Genomic DNA, 17,264 nt, shown 5'->3' with positions numbered 1-17,264 from the left:
ATTACGCAGTCAATTTTAGGAATTCAGCCGGAGTATATACAGGAATTTGTGATTGAGAGTAATCTTTCGTGTTCCGCGTAATAATAGCCTTTACATGAGATCGCTTAGCCACAGAATATTGCACGGAGTCTTCAAAGTCTGACCAATGCAAATCTACTGCATGACGGATAGATTTTTCATCGGCTTTGAGGATTTTGAATAATTGAGATAGGCGTTTTATTGTCCATAATGCTTTTTCCTTATCTCGGAACTGTTTTCGTGCCAAGTAGTATATATCAGTAACTGAACTTGCTGATATACATCCTGCTAATTTTTTTTGTTCAATCAGAGAAAAGATTTGAGTTGAATAATCTTGAAATTCTGCTCTCTCAAAACAAACATCGAGAATTATATTTGTGTCAATTAGAACTTTCACTTGCGACTCAACCTCTCATCTTTTGCATCTTCAAGTGTGACAGATGTATCTTTGAAAATCCCCGTAAGACTTTTTGTAATAACAGCCTCTTTCCCATTCCCGCGGGCGAGACGGATTCGCTTGGGCTTTCGTTTGAGAGAGGCTTTTAAGGCCTGAAACAATGACTTGCGCTCATCATAAGAAAAATCATTGATGTGAGCCATAATATCACTTACTGCATAATCTGACATTGCTTTACCTCCAAACTCAGTCTTTTTTTATCATACCACAAATCCCCTACACCAGATAGACATAAGGCTCGTCATAGTAAGAAAATTTGCTGTCGTGGGTGAGCAGCGTCATGCCGTCGCCTTTTGCCTGGGCAAGCAGGATGCGGTCAAAAGGGTCATCGTGACCTTTACAGCCTTCCTTTTCGTGTAGAGTTTCCAGCGCGCAGACATGCCGGTCGTCAATGGGAAGTTTTGTGAAGCCCATGGCCTCGCAGTAGTGCATGAATTCCGTGCCAGTGTGCTGCATTGCTTTTGGGTGCTTACGATGTTTTATGGCAACTTCCCACATTGAGGCAACGCTGTAATAAAAGTCATTGTCTGGATTTGCAAGAATTTCTCTTGTTTGAGCAGACACCCGTTCTGGTGAAAACACCGTCCACATAATAATATGAGTATCAAGTAAGAATTCCATATTAAACCAAGTCCCCCCATACTTCTTTAAGCTCTTCATCACTCCAGGCGCAGGGATCCCAATTTTCTTCTGTAATGATTGGTTTCTTGGGATCATCCGCGAACATTCCCAGCTTATCAATAATACTCTGCTTTGGGAAAAGCGTGATGCGGACGACAGGCTTACCGGCACGGGCCACGATGACTTCTTCCTCCTCGTGATTTTCCAGCATTGCGATAATTTTTGAGAAATTTGTTTTGGCTTCAAGCACATTCATCTTGCACATAAAAAACGCTCCTTAGTCAAGTTGGTCTTAGTCTTCTTGACTAGGATATCACATTGTGCTTGATTGTCAAGTAAGGGATTTTCCGCTTTTTTATCTTCTTCGCACTTTCCTTATAATCACGCGGACAATTTCGTCTTTTGTGATGACTAAAAGAAGCACTCCCACAAGGGCGAAAGCAATGGCACAGGCAAAGAGGGGGAGTCCGAATCCAATCAGGCGGCCGTGATTTTCAAAGGCCGGAAGAAGGGCATTTCGCAAAAAGTAAGTTGGAATTGCGGCGACAATCGAGAAAATCACCAGCTTTAAGGCGTAGAGCAGTGTACCCATCGTAACGGATTTAACGTCAAGATTTTTGTTCTTCTTCAAGAAAATGAAAAGGGCGATTGAGTTTGCGAAACTTGCGATTGAAAGGGCCAGGGCAATTCCCGCTCCGGTTCCGTCATTTCTTAAGAGGACGACCGCAAGGGCGAGGGAAATATTCACCCCAAAACCGATGATTCCTGCCGCCGTGGGAGATTTTGTGTTTCCCTGTGCGTAAAAAGCCGGGGAAATGATTCTGTTTAAGGCGATGAAGAAAAGTCCTGCTATGTGCATTCTGAATGCCACAAGGGTAAGATGCACCGATTCATCAGAAAAGCGATTTGACTTGTAGACAAGCGAAATGATTTCTTCTCCACAGACGAGCGAAAAAAATGTGACTGGAATTGAAATCAAGGCCATGATTTTTGAAGCCTGAGTCAGCATGGCGTTGAAGTCAGACCACATTTCCTTTTTTGCAAGTCCGCTTAAATCCGGCAAAATCACCGTGCCGATAGATACCGCGAAAATTCCCAAAATCAATTCCTGTAAGCGGAGGGAATATTGCAGGGAAGAGACGATTCCTGTTCCCGCCTTGCCAGCCAGAGCCGTGGAGACCACATCATTCAGCTGATAAGCCGCCATTCCGATAATCGTCGGGAGGATAAGATGCATGACCCGCCTTGTTCCCGGATTTGAGAAGGCCTTGCGCAAGGTCGTAAAATGAAAAGTCCAGCCGGTCTTAATCACGAAGGGAAGCTGGAAAAGAGCCTGCACGCAGCCGCCTGAAATCACACCAATAGACATGGCACGGGCCGCCATCTGGGATTTGATTTCAGAATCTTCTATATTATTCGTAAGAATCGGGGTGAGGATATAAGTTGAGGCGATGACGATAGAATTAAAAAGAACAGGGGTGAAGCCTGAAGGAGAGAAAATCTTAACGCCGTTCAAAACTCCCTGAAAAAAGGCCGCGATTGAAATGACGATGAGGTAGGGGAACATGATTCGGGTGAGAAGCGTGGTTTCGGCGAGAAGGGCAGTGTCATCCTTGTCCAAAAAGATTCGGACAATCAGCGGAGTGAGTAAAATTCCTGCCAGAACAACGCAGGTCGTCAGAAAAGTAATCAGAGTAATCGTCGCGCTTAAAAATTCACGGATAGTCTCCTTGCCGTCCAGCGAGTCTGAATCTTCAAGATAGCCCTTGAAAGTCGGGATAAAAGCCACCGAAATCGAATTTTCTGCAAAAAGACGGCGCAAAAGATTTGGAATCATGAAGGCGATTCCGAAAGCGTCGGCATATTTTGAAGTGCCTAAAAAGGCCGCTTTTGTCATCTCGCGAACGAGACCTAAAATACGTGAGCAAAGGGTAAAAAATGAAAGTGAAAGCCCCGCCGAAAGGAGCGATTTTGTTTTTGACATAAAATTAGTATAATGATTTTTGAAAGATGTTGAAAGAACGGGGCTTGGGGCGAAAGCCCCGACGAAGGGGTAGCCGATTCTTTAGATGAGGCGCAGGGGGAGACTTCCCCCTTTAAAAGTTGTATAATTCCTACATGGCTAAAAATACTATTCCAACACGAAACGAAGTCCCCGCAAGCGACAAATGGGACTTGTCTACTTTATATAAATCTGACGAAGACTGGGAAAATGCACTTTCTTCTATTAAAATGCTCACGGAAAAGGTTGTGGCTTTCAAGGGAAAGCTTGGTGATTCCTCGGATTCTCTTCTGGGCTGCTTAAAGGCAATCGAAAATCTTGAAAAGGTCGTGGATACTGTCCATGAATACGCAGGTCTGCAGCACACAGCCGACGAAAGTGATGCCGCCGCTCAGGACAGGGAAGGCCGGGCTATGATGGCCGCTTCCAATGCTGACAGCGAAACTTCTTTCTTTTCACCTGAACTTATGGCGATTCCTGACGAAAAAATCAATGAATGGAAGAATCTTCCTGAATTCGCCGACTATAAAATCTTTTTGGAAAAGGAACTCCATCACAAGCCCTATATTTTGAGCGAAAAGGAAGAGCGGATTCTCTCTCTTCAGAGCGAAAGTTCGGAGACGGCTTACAAGGCATTCTCTATGCTCACCAATGTTGACTTGCAATTTGAAAGTGTCAGAGTGAACGGCGAAGAAAAGCCCCTCACCCAGAGCACCTATTCCGTCTATCTTCACAATCCTGACCGGGAAGTGCGAAAACAGGCCTACAAGAATTTCTACAAGGGCTTTGTTCAGCACGAAAACACAATCGCATCCCTTTATGCCGGAAGCGTAAATCAGGATGTGTTCACGGCTCGCGCAAGGGGCTACAAATCTTCTCTGGAAGCGGCTCTTTACGGAAACAAAGTTCCTGAGTCAGTTTACCGAAATTTAATCGACACGGTTTACAAAAATCTTCCCACCTTGCACAAGTATTACTCTCTCCGCAAAAAAATCCTTGGAGTGGAAGAGCTCCGTCACTATGATGTCTATGTTCCTCTGGTCAAAAATGTTGAATGTAAGACCAGCTACGATGAGGCCGTGGAAATCTGCCGGGCAGCTCTTTCTCCTCTCGGAAAGGAATACACAGATATTCTCTGCAACGGACTCAAAAACGGCTGGGTTGACCGCTACGAAAACAAAGGAAAGCGAAGCGGGGCATTTTCGAGCGGTGCATACACAGGCTATCCATACATTCTTTTGAATTACAAGACTGACTCAATCCGCGACCTTTTCACAATGGCTCACGAGGGCGGTCACTCAATGCATTCCTATTTCTCAAAGACCAACAATCCTTTCATGTGCTACAACTACACGATTTTTGAGGCCGAGGTTGCTTCCACTTTCAATGAGGAGCTGGTTTTTGAATATCTCTTGCGCGAGGCAAAAACACCGGAGATGAAGGCCTATCTTATTTCGATGCGGGCAGACGATATCCTTGCCACTCTTCATCGCCAGACCATGTTTGCCGAATTCGAGCTTAAGGCCCACGATCTTGTGGAATCCGGAACTCCGCTTTCAGCACAGGTTTTGCGTAAGACTTATCGTGGTCTTCTGGAGCAGTATTTTGGCAGTGAAATGGTTTTCGAGGAAGAAAGCGATATGGAAGGTTTGCGAATTCCTCACTTTTACAGCGCATTCTATGTTTACAAATATGCCACTGGAATTTCGGCGGCCCTTGCCCTTGCAAAGCGGGTCACTGGTGGCGGCGAAAAGGAGCGGGAAGATTACTTTAAGTTCCTCAAGAGCGGAGGAAGCCGTTACCCGATTGAAAGCCTGAAAGTTGCCGGCGTTGATATGAGTTCAAACGAGCCTGTTCAAGCCGCGCTGGACACTTTCGCAGACTTAGTAAGCGAACTTGAAAAGAATCTTTAACTTTTTTCTGAATTTTGCCGAAATTTAAGTTAGAATAGTATAAGAATCGAAAGAGGAGAGGCATGAATAAGTCTGAGTTTTACGAATTTTTTAAGAAAATTCCCAAAGCGGAACTTCATATTCATATTGAAGCCGTGATGAGTCGCGACACAATTAAGAAACTCTATCTTAAAAAGAATGGTGCAGAATTCTCTGACAGTGAAATTAAGGAACTTTTTTCTTATTCTGATTTAAATGGATTTATTGCAGCTTTTCTCAAAGTTCAGGATTTGTTTACAGAAGTCTCTGATTTTGATTTGGTTTTTGATGATTTGAAGAATTATCTGGTTAGAAACGGAGTCGCTCACTGTGAGGCTTTCTTTGCTCCGTCTGCCTTTATCAAAAAAGGTTTCAGTTATGCGGAAATGACCAAAAATTTCGAGAAAAATCTCAAAAAAATCAAAAAGGAAACTGGAATCACAGTATGGCTTTTGGGTGATGTTTCTCGCACATTTGGCCTGGAGAATGCCGAAAGCAATTACAAAATGTTTAAAGAAAATCCCTTTGAAGGGTTTATCGGAATTGGTTTAGGGGGAGCTGAGGCAAAAGGTCCTTCAAAAGATTTCGGTCCTGTCTTTAAAAAGGCACTTGCCGACAAATATCATGCGGTTGCTCATGCCGGTGAGGATGTCGGACCGGAATCAATTTGGGATGCGCTTAGAATATGTAATGCAGAGCGAATTGGTCACGGAATCACTTCCGTGCAGGACGCAGATTTGCTCAAATATCTTGCTGAAAAACAAATTCCAATTGAAGTTGCACCGACCAGCAATGTGTTTACAAAAAAATATGTCAAAAAGATGGAAGAGCATCCCGTCCGCGAAATGTTTGACAAAGGTCTTTCAGTTACAATTGCAACGGATGATCCGATTTTCTTTGGCGTAGAATTGCTCGATGAATATTGGAATTTATACACCAAGCTTAAATTCTCTAAAAATGAGCTAAAACAAATTATTCTTAATGGTTTTGAAGATTCTTTCCTTCCTGTCAAAGAAAAAACTGTCTTCAAAAATCTCGTTGAAGCAAACTGGAAGTAAATTGTGGTAAATATTTCTGATTTTATTAAGCTTCCAAAGCATGACTCTTGCAATCATCTCTCTTCGGGAATGCGCTATCCTTCATTTACGCATTGGGCGGGTTTTGTCATTCCGAATTTCAGCGAATCCTCTTCTGTAATTAAGGCTGGAAGTCCAAATGATATTAACATGAGAAGAGAAATTTCCCTTTACACCCAGACTCGAATCGGTATCTCTCATGATATTTTTCTTTTGTTCTGTCATTCACTCGCCGAGAGTCTTAGCGAAAATGTAATCTCTCTTAATGGAACGATGAATGTCGATTTTTGTTCAAAATGCAAGAACGCTACTGAATTTCTTGATGTCGTTAAAGAAGTTTGTGAAAAATACAGTGATAAAGTAACAATTCGACCTTTCCTCGGTTTGGACAGTGACAACGAAAATAACATACACATGGCAGATATGCTACTTGAAAGTGGATTATTTGCAGGAATTGAACTTTATGGTAGTGGCTTCGCAGAAAAACTAGAGCGTTTCCTTTCTGTTTTTAACACTGCCCGGCGAATGAATATTGATTCAAGAATTGTTTGTTTGGGATTGAGAAATTTTGAAAACCGAGAAGGAATTCTTGAAATCTTGCAGAATTTGCAGCCGACTATCATCTTAAACCCGAATATTGCGATTTCTAAAGAAAAACTTGCTGTGTTTAAAAACGGTAAGATTCTTCCTGAAGTATTGGCCTTTTTAAGAGATACCGGCATAAAAACAGAATTCAGTCCTGCACCTTTCCTTTCTGGCGTCTGTGCCGAAGAAAAAAATCAGGCGATTCGCGAATTTGCCGAAAACGATTTGCCATTCTCGCTTTGCACCGAAGACCTGCTCTTTTTGAATAAGTCTCTTTCTGAATTTGCCACTGACTTGTGCAATGCAGGCGTGTTCAGCAAAGAGGAAGTTATTAAAATAATGCAAAATTCCTAATGCTGAATGCATGATTTTGTGGCTTTTCGTTTATTTCAAGTACACCATCAGTAACATTATATCGCTGTTGCGGATTCCAGAGATTCGACTGGCCTGACCAAGTGTGAGCGGTCGAACAGCTTCGAGTTTCTGGCGGCTTTCTCCCGACAGGGCTGGAATTTTTGAGTAGTCAAAATCTGCCGGAATGTGAAAATGCTCCATTTTGTGCATTTTTGCCACGCGAGCGTCCTGCTTTTCGATGTAATACTTGTATTTTGCGTCTTCCTGTGCTATTTCCCAAACGATTGGGCTGAATCCCGGATTTTCGGCATTCGCGTCTTTAAGCAAAAGTTCCGTGGCTTCATCAACCTGCTGGTATTTGAGTTTCGTCGCATTGAACTGACTTTCGCTCTTGATTCCGACTTTAAAAGCCTTTTCTGCCAGGCGGCGGTCTGCTGTGTCGTGGCGGAGCTTTAAACGGTACTCGGCTCGTGCCGTGAACATTCGGTAAGGCTCTTTTGTTCCCAGTGTGACCAAATCGTCAATCAGAACTCCGATGTAGGCTTCGTCCCGCCCCAGAATAAGAGGCTCGTATTCCGGGATTTTGTGGAAATTTTCCTTTCCGCAAGATTTTTGGAAATCTTCAAGGAGAGAGTTGACCGCGTGGGTTTCTTTTTCAGAAATTTCTGCGAAATGCTTGATTTCTTCTGTTGTAAAGTGCGGTTTGAATGCAAATGCAGTTGGTTCTGCGCTGGCCGGAACTTGCCCCATTCCCGCGTGTGACTGGCACAAAGGCCCGCAAAGTTCTTTGTGGGCGCGTGCATAAAGTGCGGCGTTGATTCCTGCGACCAGCCCCTGACCGGCGGCTTCCTCATACCCCGAAGTTCCGTTAATCTGGCCTGCGTTAAAAAGCCCTGCCACCCGCTTTGTCTCCAAAGAAGGATAAAGCTGGGTCGGCTCAACATAGTCATATTCGACGGCGTAACCCGGTCGGGCAACATGGCAGTTCTCAAAACCGGGCAAAGTGCGTAAAAATGCGTCCTGCACTTCTTCGGGAAGGCTTGAAGAAAGACCGTTCAGGTAAATTTCATCGGTGGCAAGACTTTCTGGCTCCACAAAAAGCTGGTGCCGTTCGCGTTCGGCAAAGCGCATTACCTTGTCTTCGATGGAAGGACAGTAGCGGGGGCCGATTCCGTGGATTTTGCCAGAATAGAGTGGCGAGCGGCCAATGTTCGAGCGGATAATCTCGTGAGTTTTTTCGTTGGTGTAGACTAAGTAGCAGGGAACTTGCGGTCTGGTGACTTCCTCGTCTTCAAATGAGAAGGGAACAATCACTTCATCTCCTGCCTGAATCTCAAGATTGGTAAAATCAACAGTGTGCTTTAAGATTCGCGGGGGAGTGCCTGTCTTTAAGCGGCCTGTGGTAAAGCCCAGACGGTTGAGGCTCTGGGTAAGCCCGAAAGCTGCCTGCTCGCCGATACGACCACAAGGAGCATCGTACTCACCGATAAAAATGCGGCCACCCAAAAATGTTCCCGTCGTAAGGACAACAGAGCGCACGGGAATCAGCCTGCCCCGCTCAGTGACGACTGCCGTGATTTTCTGCCGCTTCCCTGATTTTGCGGCTTGTGTAAGGATTTTAGTCTCCGTGAATTCCCCTGGAATCTGACCTGACTGAGAGCTTGATGAAGGGGGGAGGGGAGTTTCGCTTTCCGTGGTGAGCAAATCCACCACCGTGTCCATGAGAGTGTAAAGGTTGGGCGTGGTCTCAACGGTCTGGCGGGCAATGCTTGAATAAAGGATTTTGTCTGCCTGGCTTCGCGGAGCCTGAACTGCCGGCCCCCGGCTTTTATTGAGCATACGGAACTGAATCATTGATTTGTCGATGAGTTTTCCCATTTCGCCGCCCAGAGCGTCAATTTCCCGGACAATGTTGCCCTTTGCGATTCCGCCGATGGAAGGGTTACAGCTCATGCGGGAAATAGAATCGATGGTTTGGGTAATCAAAAGCGTTTTAAGACCCATGCGGGCAGAAGCCAAAGCCGCCTCAATGCCAGCGTGACCGCCGCCAACGACAGCTACATCATAAAAATCATAAAATCCAGACATAATGAGAATGATTATAGTGAAAAATTAGTCTTGTTGAAAGTGCGGTGACAGATAGAATGGTCATTGCTGCTCTCTTGCGGGATTGAGGTAAGTATTTTCTTCGATATATTCCACAAAGTCTTCTCCCCAATAATCGCAGAGCATTTGCCGAGCCTCTGTTTTGATTTTTTCGTCTACCGCTTCGTTCAGCTGCTTCAGATTATTTGCAAGATAGGATTTGCTGAAAGAGCGCAGGGCTTCCATTTGATTTTGACTAAAGGTGCCCGGTGAAAATTCTTTTATGACTGAAAAAAGGATTGTAAACACATTTGCCGTAGAAGAAATTTTCTGCCATTTTTGTAAATCTTCTATTTTTGCAAGTGAAGAAATTCCGGAATCTATGTAGTAGCGGTAAACATTGTTTTCTATACCGGTATATTTTTTTGCAAAAAGTGAAATAAAAAAATACTGAAGAAAGTCTTCCGCAAAAACGCAGTTAGAAAAAGGAATGTAAGAAAGAGCCTTTAGGTAAAGTTCCCTGCGAAAAAGTTTTCCCCACAAAAAGCCTGAATGATTTGATTTTACAAGAAAGCCGTCAAAAATTCCCTGGTTTAACAACTCGCCTTCGTAAATATTATTCGCTTTTTTTTCAATGGAACTTGCCCGCATTAAAATTTCTTCGCTACAGTTTTTTTTATCATAAAGGATTTCTGACGCACCATGAACAATATCCGCATCGCTTTTTTGGGCTGCTTTATATAAAAATTCAAGAGACTCCGGCAAAAGCTCATCGTCGCTGTCTAAGATGCAGATGTATTGAGCAGAAGCTGCAAAAACCGCACTCCTTCTGGCTTCAAGCAGACCAAGATTTTTTCTGTGCTCAATGTATAAGATTTTATTTTTGGGAAACTTATACTTTTTTCTGAATCGGGTTACAATTTTTTTGCAATCATTTTGATAAAGGTCTTTTCCATTGCTTCCGTCATTTACGATTATACATTCCCATTCTGTAAAAGTTTGCGGAGGCAGGGATTCAAGAGTGCGAAAAAGTGTCGCTTCCGAATTAAAAACTGGAATGCATACAGAAATTTTTGGAAGCGATTTTAACTTTATCATTATTCAATTCCATAGAAAGTACCAGTACCTAAGGTTGAACTAAAACTGGCATTTACATCTACAGCAGAAATAGACTCATTTTTTAAGTTTACAGTAACAACGCGGTTTTTGTTTACGCATTTTTTTATTGCATCAGGATCCGTCCGATCGCCTTTAATCTCTACATAGGCACCGTCGTCTGCAATTACAATCTCATCTTGTTTTTTTGCGATAATTCGCTTTGCACCGTAAAAATAACTTGAGGCTTTGTCTTCGGGTGGAGTCATTATTACTGCATTTGATGATTTTATATAAGATTCGTCGTTTTCATTTTTTAAGTAATAATAATTCTTATAAAGCCCCAAAAGTTTTTCGCCATTGCTCCACGTACCAAACTCATAGCTTGTAGAAGACAAATCTATTTTTCCAAGTCCTCCTGCACTCATAACAGGAAAAATAGAATCTGTATTGGGATTAAGGAAATAAGCTTGAACATCATTGCTGGTGGCCCTGTAAAAATAACAGGTTACATAGAGAGTGTTTCCTAAAATCTGTAAGCCGCCAAAGTATTGGCCATAGCTGCCATAAAAATCAGAGCCAGTAACAGGAAAAGCGATATTAGATGGTGTTTCATCTAGAGTCAGAATGCTTACATCGTTCTCATTTTTTGTGATTGTAAATTCCTGAATATAAAGTGCGATGGTGGAAGCATTTATTGAACAGAGAATGTAATTTTCTCCGATTTTTGTTACGGCAAGGCTGTCGCATGGTGTGGTATTAAAATTATAACTAACAAAAATAAGATTTTGGTCTTCAAGGTTATAGGCTGCAAAATAGTACTGAGAGTTGTAATTAATAAAAAAGTAGAGGTTTCCGTCGTAATAAGCCAGCCCTTTTATTGTTAAGGTAGCGCTCGCTAAGTCTGTATTTATTTCCTTAAATTTTGATATAAGGTCAAGTTCATCGGTTTGGTTATAGTCTGGTGCTGTGTAAACATATACTTTATTTTGATAAAGCCAGTAAAGACAGTTGTCTCCAAAACTGTATGTTGGCGTATAATAGGTTGTTATAGTAGTGCCATATGATGTATATTGTGTATATGGAATATCTAAATCACCATCGGCAGGAGATTCGCCTCCATTAATAAAAGTAAATAACTTTGCTTTGGGAGTAAATGGAACACTGTTGTCGTTGTCTATCTCTACTTTATAATCGCCAGCAGAATCTGGGTTAGACGACAATGAAAAGACTTTTTCAGAATTGATTTGATTATAAAGAATGATCGGTAAAATGGCATTTTTCCCAATCTTTATGATAAGAAAATTAGAGCCTGCTTTAACTGTTATTTCATCACTCTCTCCGCGGGCGTATTCATAATTTCCAATAAGGATGTGTACAATAATCTTTGCCCTTGAGCCTGCCCGAACGGCCGGGAATGTTATGGTGACAGAAGATGAAGAAGATTTTTGAATAAAAGCTTCCTCTACATATTCACTTCCGTCTGCCGTAAGCACGGCTTTTATTTTGTATTGGCTTACACCCTCAAGGCCGCTAATAGAACGTGCACTTGAAGGGGGGGGGGGTAGAAGATTCTGCAAGCTTTTCTATAAGTTTACCTGTAATTTCAAGATTAATACTTGCGCTTTCGTTTGAATCTATAAAAGATGAACATGAAGGGAAAAAAAGACAAAAAAGGATTGCAATTGGAAATAATTTTTTAAACATATAAACTCCCTAGTTTTATGAACTTCTTCCTAAGAATAGCTTACAAATATTTGCTTGTCAACTTTTACACCGGACTTAAGTGCATAAATGGATAAAGGGGGAGACTTGCCATTCTTTTTTCACTATAATATTTCCCACTATGTCGAAGAAAATTTCTATCTTGATTTTAACTTCCCTTTTTCTTTCGGGGATTTTTTGTTCTTGCTCAAAGACTTTAGGTTACAGCGTGCTTTTGTGGTCAAATCCAGAGCATGAAATTGCTGACGGCACGCTTTTAAAAGTTCACATCAAATCAAATATCTCTCAGGTTTATGTTGTTTCAATTCCTGGCTCCAAAGAGAATTTCGAAATCCCTCTTTGGCAGGCCACCGAGCCAGAAAGCAAATCCCGCGCACTCAAACAGCAGAAGCGTTTTTCTGAATTCGAGCACACTTACGCCAGGGTCAAACTTGACGGCCTTCCAATCCGCTCTGATGCGGTAAACACTTCAAAACAAGTCTACCGCTTGCGGGAAGACGAAATTATCCGCTGTCTTTATCGCGGAACAGGTGCGGCCGTAACCAACGGAAAGGGCAATATGGAAGGCGAGTGGCTTAGAGTCCTCACCGAAACTGGCACTTACGGCTGGTGTTTTTCTCACAATCTCGCTCTTTTTCAGGCTGAATCTTTCGATGTTTCGGCACAAATGCAAGATTCTTCTATTAAGATGGATGATTTGAAAGGCGACTCAAAGAGCGGCGACAAGGCGATTATCCAGAATCTCATCGCAAAGGAATGGTATCCCGAATCCTTCCAGAATATGATAAAAGTCGGTCGAATTGATGTGAATCGCATGAACCCAAGCTACGGCTTCTCATTCGGAATCAACATTGAAGAAAATGCCGAGTCAGTTTTTGCAGGAACGGCCGTCCTTAACACAGAAAATGCTGGCGGCTCATGGACTTACACAGACATCACAAAAAAGGCCGAAAAAGAATATGAATTCACCGGCAGCAACCTTAAAATGTCCATCCGCGGGGCTGCTTCTGACATCATGATTTTGCAGTACATGGAAAAAGGCAAGCAAAGGCAGGAAACTTTGGTGGCCCTGAGCGAAGATATCGAAAAAGTCATTGAAAACGAACTGACTCGCCGGCAGAACGAACTCAAGCGAATCGCAAGCGCAGGTCCTGTCTTCAAAAGCTCAAACTACGGAACGATTAAATTTAACAATGAAAATTCTGTAACCTGGAGCAATTACAAGCTCTTGCAGCCTGCTATCATCTCAAACAAGGCTCTTGGCTCGGTCACAGTCTCGCTGGATTACTTCATCGCGAATTCCCTCAAATCTTCTTACGACGGCGTAATCACAATGCACTTCACCGGCATGGAAAATGGCGTGAATTTCCTCTACAAACTCACTGATACAGGCTTGCGCCTGGAAGACGCGTCAAAAGCCCCGGTCAAAGACGGAGTAGTCACCGCCCGCAGCTCAAGCCCCATGATTTTATTTTTTGAGAAAAAGTAGGGAAATATGGCATTTGTACAATTCAGCAAGGTGTCGCTGGCTTTTGGCGACCGTGATATTCTCAAAAGTGTTTCTGTCAATCTACAGGCGGGCAGTAAGGCGGCTCTCACCGGAGCAAACGGAACAGGAAAATCGACTCTCATCAAGGTAATGGCAGGTCTTGTCCAGCCCGATGACGGAAGCCGCTCAGTCTCAAAAGATGCCAGAATCGCCTACCTTCCTCAGAGCGGACTTACCCACCACGGCTGTACTTTACGGGAAGAGGCGGACAAAGCCTTTGAATTCGGCTACAAATTGCAGGAAGAGCTGGACAAAATCGGTGACGACTTAAAGGAAGGAAAAGGCAACCAGAAGGCACTTTTAGAGCGGCACGATGAGATTCTCACAGAACTTGAAAATTCCGGCTTCAACCGCCGAAGTGCCACGGCCGAGCAGATTCTCACCGGTCTGGGCTTTTCCCACGAAGACTTAGAAAAAAAATGCGAGGAATTTTCAGGCGGCTGGCAGATGAGAATCGCCCTTGGAAAGGCCCTCATGGTAAATCCCGATATCCTTCTTTTGGACGAACCTACCAACTACCTCGACATTGAGGCCAGGGAATGGCTTGAAAAATTCCTCAATAATTATTCCGGCGGTTTCCTTCTCGTAAGCCACGACCGCTACTTCCTCGACCACACGATTAACGAAGTCTACGAGCTTTTCAACGGCGACCTTCACCGATACGCCGGGAATTTCTCTCACTACGAAAAGGTGCGCGAAACAGAGCTTGAAACCCTCATAAAAGAATACGAAAAACAGCAGGAAGAAATCCGCCACTTGCAGGAATTCATAGACCGCTTTGGGGCAAAGGCCACGAAGGCGGCTCAGGCTCAGGAGCGGCAGAAAATGCTGGACAAAATCCTTGAGCACGAAATAGTAATTCCTGAAAACCTCAAGAAGATTCACTTCAAGTTTCCGCCCGCTCCCCACTCAGGCAGGCTTGTGGCAACCCTCGAAAAAATCACCAAGTCTTACGACGGTGTGCACAAAGTCCTCGACAACCTTGACCTTCTCCTTGAAAACGGCGACCGTCTGGTGGTGGCAGGCCACAACGGAGCGGGAAAATCAACCCTGCTCAGAATCCTTGCCGGCGTTGACAGCGATTTTGAAGGCAGCGTAAAGCTGGGCGCGGGAGTTTCAATCGGCTACTTTTCTCAGGATAATGCCGAAACTCTCAAGGGAAGCCAGACAATCCTTGAGGCCGTGGAGGAAGACGCCCCTTTGGAGCTGATTCCCCGCCTTCGGGACATGCTGGGAGCCTTCCTTTTCCGGGGCGACGACGTTTTCAAGAGCCTTGATGTCCTTTCCGGCGGCGAAAAGTCGCGCGTGGCCTTGCTCAAACTCCTTTTGCGCCCGGTCAATCTCCTTATCCTCGACGAACCCACCAACCACCTGGACATGCACTCAAAGGATGTCCTTCTTGAAGCCCTCAAAGACTTCGGCGGCACGGTGATTTTCGTCAGCCACGACCGAGGTTTTATCGAAGAGCTTTCAACCCGTGTTCTGGAGCTGAAGCCCGGCCATTTCCGCACTTTCCCCGGCGACTACCGCTACTATATGGAGCGGCTGGAGCGTGAGGCGAATGGGGAAATTGAAGATGCTCTACAGGATGTAGAGAAAAAGAAAAGAGAGAATTTGACGACTGCACAGCGGTCGCCAAATTCTCGTGCGAATCTAGAAATCCACGGAGGGATTTCTAGTTCGAGGCTCTCCTACGAAGAGAAAAAGAAACTTGAGGCAGAGCGGCGCAAGGCTGAAAAGAAGGTTTCTCAAATCGAAGAGGAAATCGCCAGAGTCGAAGAAGAAAAATCCGCTGAGGAAAACAAAATGGCAAATCCCGAAGTTTACTCAAACGGCGAGAAGGCAAAGGCAGTTCAAGCTAAAATCGCCCAGCTTTCTCAAAAACTGGACGAACTCAACGCCCAGTGGGAAGAGGCGGCCCTGGCACTGGAAGAATTTTAGCGCCGTAATTTCTTCTATTAAATAATTCCGATTCATGTTATACTTTCCGTAAGGAGAATTTCGGATTTATGGAAAAAAAGCGAATCGGTATTATGGGAGTGACATTAACTGGCAGCGTGCTCGCCCTTCTTTTTCTTGTGTTCGGAACCCTATGGACAGGAAAAAGTGCCAGCGTTGATACTGAAAAAGCCGTCCGAAATGTCAGTCTCCTTTACCTTGACGAGCTTGCAACCCGCCGTGAGCAAGTCGTTTCGGGAAAACTTGCCGACTATATAAGCGATTTGGATGTGGCAATCGGGCTTCTTGAAAAATCCGACCTTTCTTCCGTGCCAAAATTACAGGCATACCAAGCCCGAATGAAGCAACTTTACGGTCTTGAAAAATTCGCTTTTGTAGATTCAAATGGTCTTATTTATACATCCCGTGGCACGCGGAGCGACATTGACCTTTACAATTTTGACTACAAGAACCTTGCCGAGCCGGAAATTTCCCTTAAAAATTCCCACAGCAAAAACCGCACGGTAATTATCGCAAGTCCTGTTGATCACCTTCCATTCAACGGACAGACGCTGGTGGTTTGCTTTATGGAAATCAACATAAACCGTCTTCTGGAGGGCTTTTCTCTGCAAATCGGGCAAGGGGGCAGGGTCACGACTTTCTGTAATATCTACACTCAGGAAGGTTTCCCCCTTACGAATGAGGTTCTTGGGGGCAGTGCCACAGAAAGCAACCTCTTTCCGGCTTTGAGCAATGCAATCTTTGAGGGGGATTTTTCCGCTGAAAAACTTCACGAGAATTTTGTTCAGCGAAAGGAAGGTTTCGTTTCATTTACCTACAAAGGCATCCTTGACACCATGTATTATGTTCCGATTCCGAACACGGACTGGATGCTTACCTACCTTATCCGCGAAAGCGTCATCAGCGAGCAGATTTCTTCTATATCAACAGGAATAATCAGCCGAAGTCTTTTTATGTCCCTTTTGGTGGCGGCTTTCTTAATAGCGCTTTTCGTGATGATGTTCAGGCAGATGAAAAAAACGGCCAGCATTACCCTTCAAAAAGAAATCGCCGACGCAGAAAACCGTGTCCAGCAGCAGGAACTGGAAGAGCAGCTTGCCCTGCAGCAGCAGATTGCGCGGCAGGAGAAAAAACGCAACGAGCAGGCAGGCATGATTACGGCCCTTGCCAGCGACTACCGCAGCGTTTACTATCTTGACCTTGAAACTGGAATCGCCACCTGTTACCGAAAAGGAAACGCTGTTCCCCTGCCTTTTAATGTCGGGGAGAAAATTCCTTTCTTTGAGACATTTGCGGATTATGCCGAAAAATATGTCACCGCTGACTACAAGGAAAAATTCCTTTCATTCATTACGCCTGAACATATCCGTGCAAATCTTGACAAATCCATGGCCTTCTCAATCCGTTACTTAGTGAACCGAGACGATAAAGAAAGTTATGAGATGCTCAAAATGGCCGGTGTTAAAAATGACGGCGAAGAAGGCGACAAGAAAATTCACATCGTAGGTCTGGGCTTTACAGACATCGACGAGGAAATGCGGGATTCCCTTGCAAGAAATGCTGCCCTTTCCGATGCCCTAAAAACCGCAGAAGAGGCAAACAAGGCAAAAACCATCTTCCTTTCAAGCATGAGCCACGAAATCCGCACTCCTATGAACGCAATCATCGGGCTTGACAGTCTTGCCCTTAACGAAAAAGACCTTTCTCCCAAAACCAGGGATTATCTGGAAAAAATCGGCTCATCGGCAGAGCATCTGCTTGGCCTAATAAATGACATCCTTGACATGAGCCGCATTGAAAGCGGCCG

At 44.2% G+C, this 17,264-nt stretch carries 13 protein-coding genes and 2 pseudogenes; 6 read left to right on the top strand and 9 right to left on the bottom strand.

Annotated features, from left to right (window positions below; all coding sequences use genetic code 11):
* Position 1 precedes the first annotated feature (1 nt).
* From B2089_RS07015 to murJ, 5 genes are all read right to left on the bottom strand, one after another.
* Positions 2-415 carry a PIN domain-containing protein gene (locus B2089_RS07015; protein WP_296324778.1) on the bottom strand — a complete coding sequence of 138 codons (414 nt, stop codon included), beginning with the start codon at positions 413-415 and terminating at the stop codon, positions 2-4.
* Positions 412-645 carry a hypothetical protein gene (locus B2089_RS07010; RefSeq protein ID WP_296324781.1) on the bottom strand — a complete coding sequence of 78 codons (234 nt, stop codon included), beginning with the start codon at positions 643-645 and terminating at the stop codon, positions 412-414. Before B2089_RS07010 ends, B2089_RS07015 begins: the two co-directional genes overlap by 4 nt.
* A gap of 46 nt (positions 646-691) precedes the next feature.
* Positions 692-1,096, bottom strand: coding sequence for a type II toxin-antitoxin system VapC family toxin (locus B2089_RS07005; protein WP_296324784.1), 405 nt, complete (start codon positions 1,094-1,096; stop codon positions 692-694).
* Between the two features lies 1 nt (position 1,097).
* Positions 1,098-1,361, bottom strand: a complete 264-nt coding sequence (locus B2089_RS07000) for a type II toxin-antitoxin system Phd/YefM family antitoxin (protein ID WP_296324787.1) — start codon at positions 1,359-1,361, stop codon at positions 1,098-1,100.
* Between the two features lie 90 nt (positions 1,362-1,451).
* Complete coding sequence (gene murJ / locus B2089_RS06995) at positions 1,452-3,080, bottom strand: murein biosynthesis integral membrane protein MurJ (RefSeq protein ID WP_296324790.1); 1,629 nt, start codon at positions 3,078-3,080, stop codon at positions 1,452-1,454.
* Between the two features lie 134 nt (positions 3,081-3,214).
* On the opposite strand from murJ, the gene pepF reads away from it, so the two are divergent.
* The 3 genes from pepF (at position 3,215) to B2089_RS06980 (ending at position 7,044) form a co-directional block, all read left to right on the top strand.
* On the top strand, positions 3,215-5,011 hold the full coding sequence (gene pepF / locus B2089_RS06990; protein ID WP_296686484.1) for an oligoendopeptidase F: 1,797 nt from the start codon (positions 3,215-3,217) through the stop codon (positions 5,009-5,011).
* A 62-nt stretch (positions 5,012-5,073) separates the two neighbouring features.
* Positions 5,074-6,087 carry an adenosine deaminase gene (gene add, locus B2089_RS06985; protein ID WP_296325290.1) on the top strand — a complete coding sequence of 338 codons (1,014 nt, stop codon included), beginning with the start codon at positions 5,074-5,076 and terminating at the stop codon, positions 6,085-6,087.
* 3 nt (positions 6,088-6,090) lie between these two features.
* The gene (locus tag B2089_RS06980) at positions 6,091-7,044 is read left to right on the top strand and encodes a hypothetical protein (RefSeq protein ID WP_296325293.1); all 954 of its coding nucleotides are present in this window, start codon (positions 6,091-6,093) and stop codon (positions 7,042-7,044) included.
* A 30-nt stretch (positions 7,045-7,074) separates the two neighbouring features.
* On the opposite strand, the pseudogene B2089_RS12080 reads toward B2089_RS06980, so the two are convergent.
* From B2089_RS12080 to B2089_RS06965, 4 genes and pseudogenes are all read right to left on the bottom strand, one after another.
* Positions 7,075-7,620 (bottom strand): annotated as a pseudogene (locus B2089_RS12080) (tRNA uridine-5-carboxymethylaminomethyl(34) synthesis enzyme MnmG); the annotation flags it as partial.
* Positions 7,621-7,830: 210 nt separating this feature from the next.
* Positions 7,831-9,132: pseudogene (locus B2089_RS12075) on the bottom strand (FAD-dependent oxidoreductase); the annotation flags it as partial.
* Positions 9,133-9,192: 60 nt separating this feature from the next.
* Complete coding sequence (locus B2089_RS06970; RefSeq protein WP_296325297.1) at positions 9,193-10,227, bottom strand: glycosyltransferase family 2 protein; 1,035 nt, start codon at positions 10,225-10,227, stop codon at positions 9,193-9,195.
* The gene (locus tag B2089_RS06965) at positions 10,227-11,804 is read right to left on the bottom strand and encodes a hypothetical protein (protein ID WP_296325300.1); all 1,578 of its coding nucleotides are present in this window, start codon (positions 11,802-11,804) and stop codon (positions 10,227-10,229) included. Before B2089_RS06965 ends, B2089_RS06970 begins: the two co-directional genes overlap by 1 nt.
* Positions 11,805-12,070: 266 nt before the next feature.
* Between B2089_RS06965 and B2089_RS06960 the strand changes: the two genes are divergently transcribed.
* From B2089_RS06960 to B2089_RS06950, 3 genes are all read left to right on the top strand, one after another.
* Positions 12,071-13,438, top strand: coding sequence for an SH3 domain-containing protein (locus B2089_RS06960; RefSeq protein WP_296325303.1), 1,368 nt, complete (start codon positions 12,071-12,073; stop codon positions 13,436-13,438).
* Positions 13,439-13,444: 6 nt separating this feature from the next.
* Positions 13,445-15,439, top strand: a complete 1,995-nt coding sequence (locus tag B2089_RS06955) for an ABC-F family ATP-binding cassette domain-containing protein (protein ID WP_296325306.1) — start codon at positions 13,445-13,447, stop codon at positions 15,437-15,439.
* Between the two features lie 68 nt (positions 15,440-15,507).
* The coding region (locus B2089_RS06950) for a histidine kinase dimerization/phospho-acceptor domain-containing protein (protein WP_296686476.1) at positions 15,508-17,264 on the top strand (1,757 nt) is incomplete at its 3' end.

Origin of the sequence: Treponema sp. UBA3813 (assembly GCA_002368605.1) — a bacterium.
Classification (GTDB): domain Bacteria; phylum Spirochaetota; class Spirochaetia; order Treponematales; family Treponemataceae; genus Treponema_D.
The sequence above is the reverse complement of the archived record's forward strand: the minus strand, read 5'-3'. Positions and strand labels throughout refer to the sequence as shown.